Source organism: Bradyrhizobium sp. USDA 4011 (assembly GCF_054063415.1).
In genome coordinates, this window is record NZ_JBSSGG010000001.1 from 6,923,920 (window position 1) to 6,940,446 (window position 16,527).

14 protein-coding genes, 1 tRNA gene and 3 pseudogenes are annotated in these 16,527 nt (G+C 59.6%); 14 read left to right on the forward strand and 4 right to left on the reverse strand.

What is annotated here, in order from left to right:
• The first annotated feature begins 14 nt into the window (after positions 1-14).
• The 9 genes and pseudogenes from ACVW1C_RS32575 (at position 15) to ACVW1C_RS32615 (ending at position 7,151) form a co-directional block, all read left to right on the forward strand.
• Positions 15-1,225: pseudogene (locus ACVW1C_RS32575) on the forward strand (ABC transporter substrate-binding protein).
• Positions 1,226-1,283: 58 nt separating this feature from the next.
• Positions 1,284-1,553, forward strand: a pseudogene (locus ACVW1C_RS32580) (IS481 family transposase); the annotation flags it as partial.
• 380 nt (positions 1,554-1,933) lie between these two features.
• Positions 1,934-2,938, forward strand: a complete 1,005-nt coding sequence (locus ACVW1C_RS32585) for a TRAP transporter substrate-binding protein (protein WP_456761766.1) — start codon at positions 1,934-1,936, stop codon at positions 2,936-2,938.
• A gap of 191 nt (positions 2,939-3,129) precedes the next feature.
• Positions 3,130-3,702: a TRAP transporter small permease gene (locus tag ACVW1C_RS32590; RefSeq protein WP_456761767.1), complete on the forward strand. Its 573-nt coding sequence runs from the start codon at positions 3,130-3,132 to the stop codon at positions 3,700-3,702.
• On the forward strand, positions 3,702-4,985 hold the full coding sequence (locus ACVW1C_RS32595; protein WP_092115778.1) for a TRAP transporter large permease: 1,284 nt from the start codon (positions 3,702-3,704) through the stop codon (positions 4,983-4,985). Before ACVW1C_RS32590 ends, ACVW1C_RS32595 begins: the two co-directional genes overlap by 1 nt.
• Positions 4,986-5,196: 211 nt before the next feature.
• A complete protein-coding gene (locus ACVW1C_RS32600; protein ID WP_456761768.1) occupies positions 5,197-5,814 on the forward strand; it encodes a Spy/CpxP family protein refolding chaperone in 618 nt (205 codons plus the stop codon).
• A gap of 131 nt (positions 5,815-5,945) precedes the next feature.
• Positions 5,946-6,021 (forward strand) — tRNA-Lys (locus ACVW1C_RS32605).
• A gap of 291 nt (positions 6,022-6,312) precedes the next feature.
• Positions 6,313-6,516, forward strand: coding sequence for a hypothetical protein (locus ACVW1C_RS32610; RefSeq protein WP_456761769.1), 204 nt, complete (start codon positions 6,313-6,315; stop codon positions 6,514-6,516).
• Between the two features lie 350 nt (positions 6,517-6,866).
• Positions 6,867-7,151, forward strand: a complete 285-nt coding sequence (locus tag ACVW1C_RS32615; RefSeq protein ID WP_456761770.1) for a hypothetical protein — start codon at positions 6,867-6,869, stop codon at positions 7,149-7,151.
• 43 nt (positions 7,152-7,194) lie between these two features.
• On the opposite strand, the gene ppsA is transcribed toward ACVW1C_RS32615, so the two are convergent.
• Complete coding sequence (gene ppsA / locus ACVW1C_RS32620; protein WP_456761771.1) at positions 7,195-9,615, reverse strand: phosphoenolpyruvate synthase; 2,421 nt, start codon at positions 9,613-9,615, stop codon at positions 7,195-7,197.
• A gap of 115 nt (positions 9,616-9,730) precedes the next feature.
• Here ppsA and ACVW1C_RS32625 point away from each other — a divergent pair, with 115 nt between their 5' ends.
• Positions 9,731-10,864, forward strand: a complete 1,134-nt coding sequence (locus ACVW1C_RS32625; RefSeq protein ID WP_456761772.1) for an SbmA/BacA-like family transporter — start codon at positions 9,731-9,733, stop codon at positions 10,862-10,864.
• Here ACVW1C_RS32625 and ACVW1C_RS32630 read toward each other — a convergent pair.
• The 3 genes from ACVW1C_RS32630 to ACVW1C_RS32640 are packed head-to-tail and all read right to left on the reverse strand — an operon-like array spanning position 10,851 to position 14,181.
• Entirely contained in the window at positions 10,851-11,789 is a 939-nt protein-coding gene (locus ACVW1C_RS32630) for a 1-phosphofructokinase family hexose kinase (RefSeq protein WP_456761773.1), read from the reverse strand. The two genes, ACVW1C_RS32625 and ACVW1C_RS32630, sit on opposite strands and share 14 nt — an antisense overlap.
• Positions 11,790-11,806: 17 nt before the next feature.
• On the reverse strand, positions 11,807-12,784 hold the full coding sequence (gene glk / locus ACVW1C_RS32635) for a glucokinase (protein ID WP_456761774.1): 978 nt from the start codon (positions 12,782-12,784) through the stop codon (positions 11,807-11,809).
• On the reverse strand, positions 12,781-14,181 hold the full coding sequence (locus ACVW1C_RS32640; protein WP_456761775.1) for a GH1 family beta-glucosidase: 1,401 nt from the start codon (positions 14,179-14,181) through the stop codon (positions 12,781-12,783). The genes glk and ACVW1C_RS32640 overlap by 4 nt, the downstream gene beginning before the upstream one ends.
• A gap of 119 nt (positions 14,182-14,300) precedes the next feature.
• On the opposite strand from ACVW1C_RS32640, the gene ACVW1C_RS32645 reads away from it, so the two are divergent.
• From ACVW1C_RS32645 to ACVW1C_RS32660, 4 genes and pseudogenes are all read left to right on the forward strand, one after another.
• Positions 14,301-14,765, forward strand: a complete 465-nt coding sequence (locus ACVW1C_RS32645; protein WP_456761776.1) for a hypothetical protein — start codon at positions 14,301-14,303, stop codon at positions 14,763-14,765.
• A gap of 586 nt (positions 14,766-15,351) precedes the next feature.
• Positions 15,352-15,516: a hypothetical protein gene (locus ACVW1C_RS32650; protein WP_456761777.1), complete on the forward strand. Its 165-nt coding sequence runs from the start codon at positions 15,352-15,354 to the stop codon at positions 15,514-15,516.
• A gap of 56 nt (positions 15,517-15,572) precedes the next feature.
• Positions 15,573-15,812: pseudogene (locus ACVW1C_RS32655) on the forward strand (IS66 family transposase); the annotation flags it as partial.
• A 180-nt stretch (positions 15,813-15,992) separates the two neighbouring features.
• Positions 15,993-16,223, forward strand: a complete 231-nt coding sequence (locus tag ACVW1C_RS32660) for a hypothetical protein (RefSeq protein ID WP_456761778.1) — start codon at positions 15,993-15,995, stop codon at positions 16,221-16,223.
• The last annotated feature ends 304 nt before the right edge of the window (positions 16,224-16,527 follow it).

Here is a 16,527-nt window from a genome sequence, read left to right on the forward strand (position 1 = left end):
AATGGGGAGAATACATGCGTTGCATCACGCTCGCGGCCGTCGCCGCGCTCAGCCTTGTTTCCCCTTCGGCGGTTCTCGCTGCCGACAAGAAATACGATCACGGCGCCAGCGATACCGAAATCAAGATCGGGCAGACTATGCCCTACAGCGGTCCGGCTTCGGCGTACGGCACGCAGGGCAGGGCCGAGGCCGCATACTGGAAGATGATCAACAGCCAGGGCGGAATCAACGGCCGGAAGATCACGCTGCTGAGCATGGACGACGGCTATAGCCCGCCGAAGACGGTGGAGCAGACGCGCAAGCTCGTGGAGCAGGATGAGATCCTTGCCAACATCGGCTCACTGGGCACCCCGACAAATTCGTCGATCCAAAAATACCTGAACGGCAAGAAGATCCCGCATCTGTTGATCTCCACCGGCGCCTCGAAGTGGAACGATCCGAAGGAATTCCCCTGGACCACGCCGTTCTATCCGCCCTATGCGCAGGAGGCGAAGATCTACGCCAAGTACATCGCCAAGGAGCTGCCCAACGCGAAGATCGGCGTGATCTACCAGAACGACGACTTCGGCAAGGACTATCTGAAGGGCTTCAGGGAGGGGCTGGGAGAGAAGGCCGGTCTGATCGTCAAGGAGCTCAGCTACGAGGTGACCGATCCCACGATCGATTCCCAGATCGTCAATCTGAAGGCCACCGGCGCCGACGTGCTGATGACGATCACGACGCCGAAGTTCGGCGCGCAGGCGATCCGCAAGGTGGCCGATCTCGGCTGGAAGCCGACGCACTTCATCGTGTCCGTCGCCAGCTCGATCGGCGGCGTGCTCGAGCCTGCCGGCCTCGAAGCATCCCCGGCCTGATGACGGCGCTGGCGACCAAGGTGGTGGGCGACCCGGCATGGGACACCGACAAGGGCGTGCAGGACTATCTCGCGTTCATGAAGCAGTGGTATCCGGAAGGCAATCCGATCGATGGCAGCAACCAGATCGGCTATCTGTCCGCGCAGTTCACGGCCATCATCCTGAAGAACTGCGGAGACGTGCTGACGCGCGAGAACCTGCTGAAGCAGGCCACCAACCTGAGCAAGGTCTCGCTGCCGCTACTGCTTCCCGGCATCACGGTATCGGTGTCGCCGACGGACTATTCCACCTTCGACACGTTCAAGCTCGCGAAGTTCGACGGCAAGACGTGGAAGTTCTTTGGCGAGAACATCAGCACCGCGTCGCGGTGAGGACAAGCGAGAGGCGGCCATGCCGGCTGGCATCCATGGACGCAGCAAGCTCGCTGCGTCCATACCGGACCGCATTCCGAAGGTCGAATACAATGCCGGAGAGATCGTTCGCACCATGTCCTCGACACGGAGCTACGTCGCTTTCCAGGGACAGATGTGGAAAGTCCCGCAAGCCTTCTGCGGCGAGCGCCTTGCGATCAGACCGCTCGATCGCGACGGCAACTACGGAATCTTCTTCGCCAGCTGGCAGGTCGCATCAATCGACTTGACCAATGGCGAATCTGTCAGTGATGTGTCGGAACAGGTGTCAGCCATGTCTCCGGTCTAAACATTTCGCGGGTGAGGACACCGAACAGGCAGTTCGCCAGGACGACAAACGACAAGCTCGCAATTCGCGCCGCAGCTTATGGGTCCTACTTTCGCAGGAACGACAGCCGGCAAGAAGCGCGCAGCATTCGCGCCCGGCGAACTCGCCATTGCCAAACCTCGCATTGACCGCGCCGCCATGGCCGGGCACAGCGTGCGGGCGGTGTCATTGAGCGGTCGCGAGAGCCGAAAGGGGTGCCGCCGTATCGATTTTTGCAGTGCAGCAATGGCGCTATTTAGCCCCTGCTAAAGGGGCAATGGCAATTCGTCGTTCTTGTCTGTAATGGTGCGACCGGATGTCTCGGGGCCGGTATTCGTGCTCCGCAATACGCGGGAGGAAACATGCGTAAGTTCATTTTGGCTGCGGCGTGGATCGCGGCCTTGACCTTTGTCGGGCAGGCCTCGGCGCAGTCGCCGATCGTCATCAAGTTCAGCCACGTGGTGGCGTCGGATACGCCGAAGGGCAAGGCGGCCGACAAGTTCAAGGAACTCGCCGAGAAGTACACCGGCGGCAAGGTGAAGGTCGAGGTCTATCCGAACTCGACGCTCTACAAGGACAAGGAAGAGCTCGAAGCACTGCAGCTCGGCGCGGTGCAGATGCTGGCGCCGTCGAACTCGAAGTTCGGCCCGATCGGCATCAAGGAATTCGAAGTCTTCGATCTGCCCTACATTCTCCCGGACCTGAAATCGCTGCGCAAGGTGACCGACGGCCCGCTCGGCGCCCAGCTGCTCAAGAAGCTGGATTCCAAGGGCATGACCGGTCTCGCCTATTGGGACAACGGCTTCAAGCAGATGAGCGCGAACAAGAAGCTGATCGCGCCCGCCGACTACAGGGGACTGAAATTCCGTATCCAGTCGTCGAAGGTGCTGGAGGCCCAGTTCCGCGCGCTCGGTTCGATACCGCAGGTGATGGCGTTCTCGGACGTCTACCAGGCGCTGCAGACCGGTGTGGTCGACGGTCAGGAGAACACCTGGTCGAACATCTACACCCAGAAAATGCATGAGGTGCAGAAGTACGCGACCGTCACCAATCACGGCTACATCGGCTACGTCGTGGTCGTGAACAAGAAGTTCTGGGACGGCCTGCCGGCCGACATCCGCGACGAACTCAACAAAGCGATGAAGGAAGCCACCGAGTTCGGCAACAACCAGTCCGCCAAGGAGAACGAGGACGCGCTCGCCGAGATCAAGAAGGCGGGCAAGACCGAGATCATCTCGCTGACGCCGGAGCAGGACGAGGCGATGCGCAAGGCGATGATGCCGGTCTACAAGGACGTGGCCTCGCGCGTCGGCCAGCCGCTGATCGACGAATTCCTGAAGGAAACGGGCCGCAGCCCGATGAACTAAGGCGGATCGCCTGTTAGCCGCCGAACAGGCGGTGCGCTCCCTCTCCCGCTTGCGGGGGAGGTGGACTGAGTGTGTGGACAGGCCTCTCAGCCGAGAGCCGTCTTGCAAATCTAACGAATGCCGCGGCCGCGTGAGGCCGCGGCCTGGGTGCCGTGGCCGGTTGCCGCATCAGGCCATGACAGGGGAGATCAATGCTGCTGAAAATTCTGGACCGGATCGAGGAAATCATCATCGCGAGCCTGATGGGCGCTGCGACGCTTCTGACCTTCGTCACGGTCGTGCACCGCTTCCTGGTCGACGTGCCGGTGCTCTATCCGTATTTGTTCGGCATCAATCTCGCATGGTCGCAGGAACTGTGCATCTACATGTTCATCTGGATGGCGAAGTTCGGTGCCGCCTATGGCGTGCGCACCGGCATCCATGTCGGCGTCGACGTGCTGATCAATCGCCTTAATGACGCCTGGCGCAAGCGCACCATCAGCTTCGGCCTGCTCGGCGGCGCTCTGTTCACCGCGATCGTCGGCACCATGGGCGCCAAGTTCGTGTTCGAGCTGATGCACACCGACCAGGTCTCGCCCGACCTCGAGATCCCGAGCTGGATCGTCTACGCCTGCATCCCGCTCGGCTCCTATCTGATGTGCTTCCGCTTCCTGCAGGTGTGCTGGAATTACTGGTGGACCGACGAGCTGCCGCACCATGACGCCTCCCATGTCGATGGCGTCGAGACCAGCAAGACCGCGCCCGTCGCGCTCGGAGAAGCGTGATGAGCGCCGCACTTATCTTCGGACTGCTGTTTGCCCTGATGCTGACGGGCATGCCGATCTCGATTTCGCTCGGCCTGACCGTGCTCACCTTCCTGTTCACCATGACCGAGGTGCCGATCGAAAGCGTCGGCCTGAAGCTGTTTTCGGGCCTCGACAATTTCGGCATCATGGCGATCCCGTTCTTCATCCTGGCCGGCACCTTCCTGACCCGCGGCGGCGTCGCGCGGCGCATGATCGCGTTCACGACCTCGCTGGTCGGGCATCTGCCCGGCGGCCTTGGGCTCGCCGGCGTCGCGGCCTGCGCGATGTTCGCGGCGATCTCGGGCTCGAGCGTCGCCACCGTGGTCGCGATCGGCTCGATCATGATGCCGGCGATGGTCGATCACGGCTATCCGAAGCGATTCGGCGTCGGCGTGATCTCGACCTCGGGCGCGCTCGGCATCCTGGTGCCGCCCTCGATCATCCTGGTGCTCTACGGCGTCTCGACCAACACCTCGATCGGCGCGCTGTTCATGGCCGGCATCGTGCCGGGCGTGCTGCTCGCGCTGATGCTGGCCGCGGTGACCTTCTTCGTGGCGCAGCGCAACGGCTATCCGAAGATGCCGCGGGCGACCATTGGCCAGCAGTTCACGGCGTTCCGCGAAAGCATCTGGGGCCTGTCGCTGATCGCGATCGTGCTCGGCGGCATCTATGGCGGCATCTTCACGCCGACGGAAGCCGCGGCAGTCGCGGCGACCTACGCCTTCTTCATCACCGTGTTCGTCTACAAGGAGCTGAAGCTCTCCGAGGTGCCGAAGGTGCTGCTGCAGGCGGCGAGCATGAGCTCGATGCTGCTCTACATCATCACCAACGCGGTGCTGTTCTCGTTCCTGATGACGCATGAACAGATCCCGCAGGAGATGGCGGCCTGGATCATCGACAAGAACTTCTCGGTCTGGATGTTCCTGCTCGTCGTCAACGTCATCCTGCTGCTCGCCGGCAACGTGATGGATCCCTCGTCGATCCTCCTGATCATGGCGCCGATCCTGTTTCCGCTGGCGACCAAGCTCGGCGTGCATCCGGTGCATCTCGGCATCCTGATGATCGTCAACACCGAGGTCGGGCTGTGCCATCCGCCGGTCGGGCTCAATCTCTACATCGCGAGCAGTATCGCCAAGATGGGCATCAGCGAGATCACGATCTCGGTCCTGCCGTGGCTATGCGCGATGCTGGTGTTCCTCGGCCTGATCACCTACGTGCCGGAGATCTCGCTGTGGCTGCCGCGGCTGTTGGGAATGATCTAGCGAGCACATGATCCGGAAATGTGTGAAGCGGTTTTCCGGCAAGATCATGCGCAAACAATCAGAAAACCAAAGCGCGACCTCGCGCTTTGGATGTTTCTGGCGGGCAACGAAGCGGATTACATCTTGGCAAGAAAGGTCTCTCTGTCCAATCCGTAAGTTGAAGGCCGCAGCAGGCGGTATCATTCTCAGGCAACCTTCAAAGGAGGTTTGGATGAAGAAAGTTCTGCTCGCCGGCATCGCGGCGCTCACGATTGCCGGTTCGACCGCGGTCTATGCCCAGCATCGCCCGTGGTTCCATGGCCAGATGCGGATGAGCCCCGAGGATCGGGCCGCCTTCCTCGACGCGCGCATTGCCGCGGTGCACGCCGGGCTGAAACTGACCGCCGATCAGGAGAAGCTGTGGCCGCCGGTCGAAACCGCGGTGCGTGACTTCGCCAAGATGCGGCTCGATCGTGCCAATGCGCGGATGGCCGCGGAGAAGACCGATGCGGACAAGGCCGACAAGCCGGATGATCCGGTCGCGCGGCTGCGCGAGCGCGCCGACAACATGGCGGCGACCGCGTCGTCGCTGAAGAAGATCGCGGATGCCGCCGACCCGCTCTACAAGACGCTCGACGACAACCAAAAGCGGCGGCTGACCATGCTCACCCACATGGAAGGGCGCGGCTTCGGTGCCGAGGGCTGGCGCCGCCATCGCCTCGAGCGCGGCATGGACCGTTGGGAGCGCGGCGGCCGCGACCATCATTTCGACCGCGATGACGGTCCGGATCAGGAGCGCTCTCCGGCCGGCTCTGAGAGCCAGCCGCCGGCAAACTTGCCAAGCCTATGAAAGGCCGCCGGAATCCGGCGGCCTTTCGGCTGTCAGAAAGTCGGGAAAAGTTGCGCCAGCTTGCTGGACATCGCGGAATCGCTTTGCTAAACGACGGCCTCTCTTGCGAGGGTCATTTCCGGACAAGTTCCGGGCGCATAGCTCAGTTGGTAGAGCAGCTGACTCTTAATCAGCGGGTCCCAGGTTCGAGCCCTGGTGCGCCCACCAATCAAATCAATAGGTTGGCAGCCCTTCGCGAGATCAAAACTAGAACCTGTCAGCGGGTCTTTGATGCGCCTTTGACGGCAGCATCATCGCTAAGCCATTTATTTCCTTACGAAAGTAGCTGACACTCGCTCAGTTGGTGTTGCTATTCGCTCATGCGTAGGGTGGCGCCTTTGCTATGAATAAGTTTCGTTCGACCTTGCCCTCACGCCAAAGTTGCTGAAGACCCTTCGTGGCTGGGCTGGGCTAATCTACCGTTTGAAGACCTAACGCATTGGCCACTTTAGGTGGCATATGAACGAATTGACTCAGAAGTTAGTCGTCGCGCTTGTCGTCTTTCCGATCCTGCTTGGAGTATTTCGGTCCAAAGGCGAAATGTCTTTGTCGATTGTTGCGATTAGTTTGGCGCTCTTCTTCGTTAACCTCGACAAGTTTGCACGGTTTAAGACGCCCGGGGGCTTCGAAGCAGAATTAAAGACGGCGGTGGATAAGGCGTAGCGGGCGTCGTACTAGAAGGGCACTTGGCGACAGTATGTAGAAACCATTCGGTTTCGATTGCAAAAAAGAAGCCAACCCTATCCGACTACTACGAAGGCTTGAAATCGGCGAATGTGATTGACCAACAGACTTGGCGGTTCATCCAGCATCTCGGCGACATCCGAAATGCCTGCGATCACAAGGGCAAAGACCCAACGAAGGACTCTGTCGACGATCTGATTGCTGGCGTACGCAAGATTTCAAAGACAACCTTCTGAAAGGCCGAACGTCCGCCGGGCCAAGATATTGATCTCGCTCAAGCAGCCCGATGGCCGGGTTTTCCATTCTTTGGTTATTCGGAGAATGCCCAAATGACCAAAGAGATGCGGAAAAAGCGAGAAGAGAATTGTTCGCCGTCAGCGAAGGCTTATCGCAGGACCCTTCTCTTTGAGCAGCAGAATGACGAGCGCAGAGTGCGGGACGCCTTGGACGACGATGAAGTGCGCGAAGCGCTAAAACTCATGCATGAGCGCAATGAGCGCGCGCGGAAAAAGCAGGACGAGAACGGTTCGAAAACAGCGAAGATCAATCGCGGGGGCGCTTCTTATCGAACTGGAGGAAGAGCGCCGATTTCAGGATGCCGTGAAAAACGATGAAGTTTGCGAAGCGCTGAAACTGTCGCAGGCGCGACAAAGGCACCTAGCTTGCGACAACCGTCGATTTGGCGATACTCCGTTCAGCTTCACGGACGATAGCCATCGTCCGCAGCACGCTCGACGGATTGACGCTGATCGAATCGATGCCGAGTTCGGTCAGGAATTTCGCGATCTCAGGATAGTTTGCCGGCGCCTCGCCACAGATCCCAACATGCCGCCGGCTGCGCTTGGCGCCTCTCACCGCCATTGTCAGCATTTGCAGCATTCCGGGATCGCGCTCGTCAAAATCGAACGCGACGATGTCGGAGTCCCTGTCGACGCCCAGCGTGAGCTGGGTCAGATCGTTGGAGCCGATCGAAAATCCATCGAACAATTTCGCGAACTGATCTATCAGAATTACGTTGTTTGGAATCTCGCACATCATGAATATCTCAAGGCCGCCTTCGCCTCGAGTAAGGCCGTGACGTGCCATGGCTTCGATGACATTGCGCGCCTCATCGAGGCGCCTGCAAAACGGAATCATGATCTTGAGGTTGGTCAGTCCCATCGTGTTACGCACGCGGCGCAGCGCTGCGCATTCCAGCGCGAAGCCCTCGGCATAGGCTGGGTGAGCATACCGTGCGGCGCCGCGGAACCCGAGCATCGGATTCTCCTCCTTCGGCTCGAAGTCGACGCCCCCCAATAGGTTGGCATATTCGTTCGTCTTGAAATCGGAAAGCCTGACAATGACAGGGCGCGGATAGAAGGCCGCGGCGATGGTGCCGACACCCTCCGAAAGCCGCTCGACAAAGAAATCGGACGGTTTCTGGTAGCGCTCGGTGAGGAGCTTGATTGAGCGGCGATCGCGCGCGGATTTGACCTTCGCGGGCTGCGCAAGCGCCATCGGATGGATCCCTATATGTTGATTGATGATGAACTCCATCCTCGCGAGCCCGACGCCGTCGTTCGGCGCCATTGCCGTCTTGAAGGCGATTTCCGGATTGCCAAGGTTGACCATGATTTCGGTGTGCGGTCTTTCCAGTCTGTCCGTCGCGATCCGCTCGACCGAAAACGGTAGTGCGCCATCATAGACATGACCGATGTCGCCGTCCGCGCAGGACACAGTGACCGACATTCCAGTTTTCACCTGCCGCGTGATGTTTTCGGTGCCGACCACCGCCGGCACTCCGAGCTCGCGGGCGATAATGGCAGCATGACAGGTTCTGCCGCCGTGGTCCGTGACGATGGCAGCAGCGGTCTTCATCACCGGTTCCCAGTCCGGACTGGTCGCGGAGGCAATCAGTACCTCGCCAGGCCTGAAAGCGCGAAGATCGCGTTCGTTCTTGATCAGCCGAACCTTCCCGGTGGCGATCTTCTCACCGACGGCGCGGCCAGCGGCAACAACCTTGCCCGTTGATTGGAGCGCATAGCTTTCCAGCGCTTCGGGGCCGCGGCGAGATGCCACCGTCTCCGGACGCGCCTGGATGATATAGAGCGCGCCGTCGCTGCCGTCTTTCGCCCACTCCACATCCATGGGAGTAGGCGCGCCGGCCTTTTGAGAATAGTGGCTCTCCACGACGATGGCACACCGCGCGAGCTCCAGGACATTCTTATCGTCGATGCAGAACCGTTTGCGAGCCGCTTGCGACGTCGCAACGTTGCGGGTGGTTGCGTGTCCTTTTGCATAGACCATCCGCATTTCCTTCGTTCCCATTCGGCGCGAGAGGACGGCGCGGAAACCGTTATTGAAAGTCGGCTTGTGTACATAGAATTCGTCCGGGTCCACGGTTCCCTGGACAATGTTTTCGCCGAGGCCATACGCTCCGGTCACGAAGACCACGTCGCGATACCCGGATTCGGTGTCGAGCGTGAACATCACGCCACTCGCCGCGAGATCGGAGCGGACCATCTTCATGACCGCAACGGATAGTGCGACCTTGAAATGATCGAAACCATTGTCGATGCGATAGGAGATCGCTCGATCTGTGAACAGCGAGGCAAAGCATCGCCGGCATGCTAGCATAACGTCATCCGGACCGCGAACGTTGAGAAAGCTCTCGTGCTGTCCCGCGAAGCTCGCGGTCGGCAGGTCTTCGGCAGTCGCCGAACTTCGCACCGCGACCGCGACATTGGCGCCGTATTCTTGTTCCAGTTGTCGATAGGCGTCAGCAACTTCGCGGCGCAGATACTCCTGATCAGTCGCGGCGTAAACGATGGCACGCGCTGCACGAGCTCGCTTGGCGAGATCCGCAATGTTCCGCTTGTCCAGGCCAGCGAGCAGGCCGCCGAGTTCGTCCCAAGCTCCTGCCTCTGTCAGCGCGTCACGATAAGCCGATGCGATCAGCGCAAAGCCGTTCGGTACTTTGACTCCGTGCCGCGCGAGCGCCGAGTAGAGCTCCCCCAGCGAGGCGGTTTTGCCCCCCACCAAGGGAACATCCTCAAGCCGGATATCCTTAAACCATCGTGTGTAAACAGAAGCGTTCATGATGCTTCTCCCGCGCCGCAGCATTTTCAATGCAATTTTGCCCGACCAGCGGTGGCAGCTTTTGCGGAAGATCAAGTGTTTGGCGACGATAGGTCTTTAGCTGTCAAATTTGATCATGTCCAAAGAGCGCGAAGACAACCGGTACCGGGAGTGGCGCCGATTTTGGGAAAGCGCGTCAGGTCTCTGGCGCGGCCTGTCGGCGTGGCGGATTTGGCTGCTCTGCGCCTCGCTGGTCGCCATGGTCGCGCTGCAGCTCTATTTTCAGTTTCGCTTGAATTACTGGAATCGCGATTTCTTCGACGCGCTGGAGAGCCGGGATCCAGAGCGTTTGCAGGCTCAGGCCATCGTTCTCATCCCCTTGTGCGGTGCGAGCGTTGTACTCGCAGCCACGTCGGTCTGGGGCCGTATGACCGTGCAGCGCAAATGGCGCGAATGGCTGACCAACAATCTGATCGACTATTGGGCCGACAACAACCGATATACAGGTTTGTCGCTTGTGCAAGGAAATCAGAAGATCATCCCGGAATATCGCATTGCCGAGGATGTGAGGATCGCAACAGATGCGCCGGTCGACTTTGCGCTTGGGCTTGTCTCATCTCTGTTGACCGCCGTCATCTTCATTCAAGTGTTGTGGAATGTCGGGGGGGATGCCAGCTTCTCGGTGTTCGGTTATCGGCTTTGGATACCGGGTTACCTGGTCGGAAGTGTCGCGGTCTATGCCGGCATCGTAACGACCGCTATGATTTTGGTGGGCTCGCCACTGACAAGGGTCATTCAGATCAAGAACCAGGCCGAGGCTGAATTGATTACGGCAGCTCACTTGCTGCGGGATATCGGTGAGGGGGCGATGCCCAAGCAGCAGGAGGCGGATGTCCGGTGGGGACTCCAGCTGGCGTTACGGAACGTGCTCACTCAATGGCGGCGCCTTTGTTGGCTGCTCGTGCATACAACGCTGGTGTCGCAAGGAAACACATTGCTTGCGCCCATCGTCGGGCTCGTCCTGTGTTCACCAAAATTCCTGACGGGCACAATGACGCTCGGCGAGCTTACACAGGCCGCCGCAGCTTTCACTCTCGTTCAGGCCTCGTTCAATTGGTTGGTCGACAACTACAGCCGTCTGGCGGATTGGGTCTCTTCCCTCGAAAGGGTAGGCGGTCTGCTGCTTTCGCTCGACGAGCTCGATCATGGAGTCTTGTCGGCCGCTCGTGAGAAGGCCTCCATCCTCGGCGAACCCGTCACGCCGCTTTAATCACAACCTGCCGCGCAAGACGCTCGACATCGTCGGGCAGGCAGAGACTGGTGCCGGGATTCAGCAGCGCTGCGGCCCCACCGGCGACAGCGTACCGGAAGGCCTCTTCGAGATTACTTCTCGAAGCGAACCGCCAGAGCAGCGCTCCGAGAAAGCTATCACCTGCGCCGACGGCGCCGGCCGGCGTGATGGGAAGCCGCTCAGCTCGCAACACCCGGTCGCGAGTCACCAGCACCGCGCCGAGATGGCCCATGGTCAGGGCAACGGTGCCTACTTTGCCGTTATGGACGAGAGCTTTGGCGGAGGCTTCCCATTCGCCGGCATCGTTTAGCTCGTGGCCGGCCAACTCCCGCATTTCCCGCAAATTCGGCTTGATCAAATCGACTCCTTCGGCGACGGCGGCAGCAAGTGCTGGGCCCGATGTATCAAGAACCATTTTTGCGCCGAGCCGCGTCGCAATTCTCGTCACCCTTGCATAGAAATCGTCGGGAACCCCTCGCGGCAGACTTCCGCTTGCGACCACAAAGCGGGGAAATGGCTCGATCTTGCAGAGCAATGTCAGACATTGTTGCCACTCCCCCTCACTGAGGCTCGGTCCGGGCAGGATGAAGCGGAACGGCCGGCCAGTGCTGGCTTCAGTAACGAAGAAGTCTTCCCGCGTTTCCTCCGTGATAGGGAAAGTTTGACTTGGCACTCCCTCCCTATCGAGCAATCTGCGCAGCAAATCTCCAGTGGCGCCGCCGACGGGGTAGATTGCGCGGACATCTCCGCCTAAGCGTCGAATGACGCGCGCCACATTGATGCCGCCACCTCCGGGATCGCGTTGTTGCGACGTGCCCCGCAGCTTGTAGACCGGGAGGATCTTCTCAACCGATGTCGACAGATCGACTGCCGGATTAGGCGTGATCGTCACAATATCTATCATGACCTGGCATGAACCGCCTATGTGTCAGTGCTTGCTATATTTCGATCGAAGAACGCCTTGAGCCCAATGAAGCTGCTGTCGGGGTGGATAATGACGCTGGTCGGAATACCGCGAAGATAGCGTTCAAAGCGTCCCTTGTTTTCGAATTGCGCTCGAAATTTCGATTCGATGAGGCGATCCGCAAAGCGCGGCACGATGCCGCCCGCGATATAGACCCCGCCTCGGGCGCAGAAGTTCAGCGCGAGATCTCCGGCGACGGCGCCGAGCAGGGAACAGAACATATCGAGTGCCGCACAGCAGACGTCACAACTCTTGTCCAGTGCCGCTTGAGTGATCCCTGCGGGATCACGGTCCGGCACTGCCACGCCATCGATCGCGGCGAGCGCCTGATACAGGTTTGCAAGGCCGGACCCGGACAGAACGCGCTCCACGGATACATGCTCGAAGCGCCGGCGCAGTTGGCCGATGACACGCTCCTCCCTTTCGGAAGTCGCAGGAAGCGTCGCGTGACCGGCTTCAGTGATCGCCACCAACGGCACCCGTGGAAAGAGGCAAGCTGCGCCAAAGCCGGTGCCCGGCCCGACCACAAGCATGGCTGCGCCAGTTGCCGGAGGATGCCGTCCAATGGCGAAGAGATCGGACGGTTGCAGTGCCGGCAGCGACCAGGCGACAGCTTCGAAATCGTTGAGGAGATGAATTGTCCCGAACCCAAGCCTGCTCTGCAGGTCAGTCGCATCGACCATCCATCGGCTGTTGGTGATAAAGCAGCGATTGTTCTCCACCGGCCCCGCGACCCCGAGGACCGCGGCTGTAGGCGAGGCGCCTGCGCGACGGGTGAGGAAAGCAGCGATCGCCTCGGTCGCGCTCGAAAAATCGGCAACCCTGAGATGCTCGATCGGCCCAATTTCGTCTCGCTGCGCAAGCGCGAAGCGTGCGTTGGTGCCGCCGATGTCCGCGAGAAGAGCCTGCTCGTTCCTCGATCGACGGTCGCTCATCGCGTTGCCGTTATTGCTTCAGCAGAATTTTTGCTGATTTGCGGAACTGAAGGTCTTCGTTTTCCCGTGATGAGGCTGGCGTACCATCGGGCCGAAGCTTTGGGTATGCGCCGTTGCGTGGGGAAGTCGACGTAAACCAGGCCAAAGCGCTGATCATAGCCAGAGGTCCATTCAAAATTGTCCAGCAACGACCACACAAAATAGCCACGGACATCCGCACCCGCTGCGATCGCGTCCTGCATGGCATCGGTATAGGCTTGCAAATAGGCAATCCGCCCAACATCGTCGACGTGACCGGAGCTGTCGGGAGTGTCGTCGGATGCGGTTCCGTTCTCCGTGACGTAGATCGGCAAGCCGAAGCGGCGATGAATGTCGAGCAGGGTATCGCGAAAGGCCTCAGGCTCGATTGGCCATCCAATTGTGGTTCTTGGCACGTCCGGTGGCGGCGCACCGAAAGTAGCCCCGATGACATTGGTATCTGTCTTGATGTAATGCGGCGAGTAGTGATTCAGCCCGAACCAGTCGACCGGCCCGGCGATCAGCGCCATATCGCCGGGTTTTTGGAAGGGTTCGATCGCCTTCGCCAGCGCAGGAGGGTAGGACGCGAAGTACTGCGGATAGGGAAACGCATCGTTCCAGTATTCGGCAAAATGCCTCGCGGCAGCCGCATCGTCAGCATTCGGACCAGCCGGAAGGCACGGCTGTTGATTGTGTATAGCGCCGAGCGAGGCGTGGGGGACCGCGGCCCGGAGCACCTCAAGGGCAGCGCCATGGCTCAGATTGACGTGGTGGATGGCCTTGTGCAGGGCGTCGGCGTCGGCGATCCCCGGCGCGTTCCAGCCGAAACCATATCCGAACAGCGTGAAGACGCACGGTTCATTGAACGTTGCAAACCGTCTGACGCGGTCGCCATAGCGTCGTGCGATGAGTGCCGTGTAATCGGCAAACCATCCTGCGATATCCCGGTTCTGCCAGCCACCAAGCTCGTGGAGGGCCAGCGGCAGATCCCAGTGATAGAGGCATATCCAGGGTTCGATGCCTGATGCGAGCAGCTCATCGATCAATCTATCGTAGAAGGCCAGCCCGGCCTCGTTGGCTGCGCCGCGTCCTTTGGACAGAACCCGCGGCCACGAGATCGAGAAGCGGTATGCGTCGATGCCAAGATCGCGCATAAGCGCAACGTCTTCCTTGTAGCGGTGATAGTGATCGCAAGCGGTTTCGCCGGTATCGCCATTTTTGACGCGGCCGGGCTCGCGGCAATAGACATCCCAGATGCTGTCGCCGCGACCATCGATGCGCGCCGCACCTTCGATTTGAAAACTTGACGTCGAAACGCCCCACACGAAACCGGAGTTCGGCGCCAGTGACATCTGCGGCGCACCTTGTATCTTGACCATTGCCGCCCTTTGAATGCCGTGAATAAAGAAACAATGCAGAGCCTATCGATTGTCCGATTGATGAAGATCAAGAGGGGGCTGAAAGAACCATCTAGATTTTAATTGTAGTTCTCAGTCACATGAGCGAGATGATGCGCTGCCACAATCCCTTTCCGGTTCCTGATCGCCTCGATGCCAGACTGCAGCCAGTCGTCTCTATCTGGAAGGGCCTAAGGCGCGGCGAGAATGGAATGCCTTTTGCTGACGACCTCGGTGTTCAGAGCCTACCCAATCTGCCGGGAACTCCTTTCTTGCTGAGCGTGTCCGAGTCGCCGGAGCGCTACCGCTTCGAATTCATGAGCGATAGCTTGCAGGGTGCTACGGTGGTTGGAGGCTTCCTCGACGAGATATCGCCGAACGTGAACTTCAGCTTTCTGCGCGCCCAGAGCAGCGCCACGGTGGAGGCCGCCGCGCCGACGTTCCTTCGCCTGACACTGTTATCCGGCTACAGCTTCTCCAGAGTCCTACTGCCTCTGTGGGGCAACGGACAGGTCAATATGCTTTTGGCCGCCATCGATCACTACGCGACGGCCGACCGCTTGTGAATGTCTGGACCATCCACGCACTTAGTCCGCCTCCCGCTAGACCACACAGCAGTGCGCGCCTCGACGCCGGTCTCATCCTCACTCAGGACCATTCCGGTCACGGGATTGGGTCGGAAGGTCGTACAGCCCGTCAATTGCAGATCATACGCCAAATCATAGATTCGGCTAAACTCGTCGAATGGACAATGTTCGGGGACGTTGATCGAGGACGGAAAGTCGCACCCTAAGTAGTTCTCCGGAGTTGCCGCCACCCATCTACCTTAGACATAAGCCGAAGCATGACTCGACACGTCATCTTCAAATGCCAGCAGACTCGCCTGAACGTTCAGCACAGGCTGGAACACCAGCCCGCGTCGGCCGACGAATACCAGGTTGTGGAATGCTCAGCCTGCTCCGGGCTCCATCTTATCAATCTAAAGACCGGAAAATTGGCGGGGGAGAAGTAAGGTCGCCTCGCCGTAAGCTTTCTTCCGTGCATAAGCCCGTAGTCTTACGGGCGCCGCCGCTACTTAGTAACATGATGTTTGCAAACGGAGGTTGTGACACGGTGCCGTCTTGGTTCCTGTGATTGTACGTGGATTAGGCCGTGGCGGACTTCATCTTCACGGCGAATATCGCCCACTTCAAACGGCTCTTGGCGACCGAAACGGACACGGTGAAAACCGCGTTGCTGCGCAGGCTATTGGCCGAAGAGGAAGCCAAGCTCCCGGACTGGCACGCCAAAAATTCGAAACCAGGCGCGGCAGAGTAAGGCTGCCTCAGTTGGCGGCCTCTTCATTCCTCGTATGGCGATGACGCTACCATCCCGCGAAGGGCAAGTGCACGACCGGGCGGATCTGGACCTGCGTGCGGGATGATCGGCCCTTCGCCGGGCCTTCGCCACTGGCGGCGGTCTATTACGCCTCGAGCGACCGACGAGGCGAGCATCCCCAGAAGCATCTGGCCGCCTTCGCCGGTATCCTGCAAGCCGATTGCTACAACGGCTTCGAGCCGCTGTTCGACCCGCAGAAGAAGGCGCTGCCGATTAAGCCGGCCCAAGGATTCTGCGATCACGTCTGAGCTGCGTTACACCAAATTCCGGCGCGGGCCGCCACTGATCGCGTTCCGCATGGGCTCCCGGCAATCCTGAAGCGCGCAGAGCGCGAAAACCGTACAGCTTGCGGTGTCGTCGCTTGTTCATTCGGCCTTATTATAAACCTTTGATCTCTTTCACACAGGGGGACTGCCATGAGCGAGCACCTGGAACTGGACGAAATGCAGGCCGCCTACAAGGCCGCCGTAGAAGCCTGGATAGCCGCAATCCGTAACGAGGAGGCACTCGCTTCCGTCAACCACGACGTCGCCGATGTCGACAATTGGGAGCAGGCGCATTTCGAAGAGGAAGAACTGCGCAAAACTGTGAAGGAAGCGAAGGCGAAATACGAGGACGCGCTGCGGAAGAAATTCTTCGGGTTCTGAGGAATCGTAGCCGAGCGGACCTGCGGCGACCCCAGCGGCATGACCGCTACGGGCCCAGGGCTGGGTGAAAACTCCGCCGACAAACCTGAGCGTAGAAGGTTTGTCTCGATTTCGCTGAACAAGACAAAATAGAATCTGGCGCTCAGCGTAGACAGAAGAGAGAAGACAATTCTGCGCACTCTTTGCTAGGGCACGTTTTCACACATGGGGTGATTCCGGGCTCGAGCCATACTCCGGCTCGGCCGCGTGATGTCGCAAGCTTTCTTGAGCGGCATAGCGTCAGTTGCCAGTTCGAGGTCCGCGT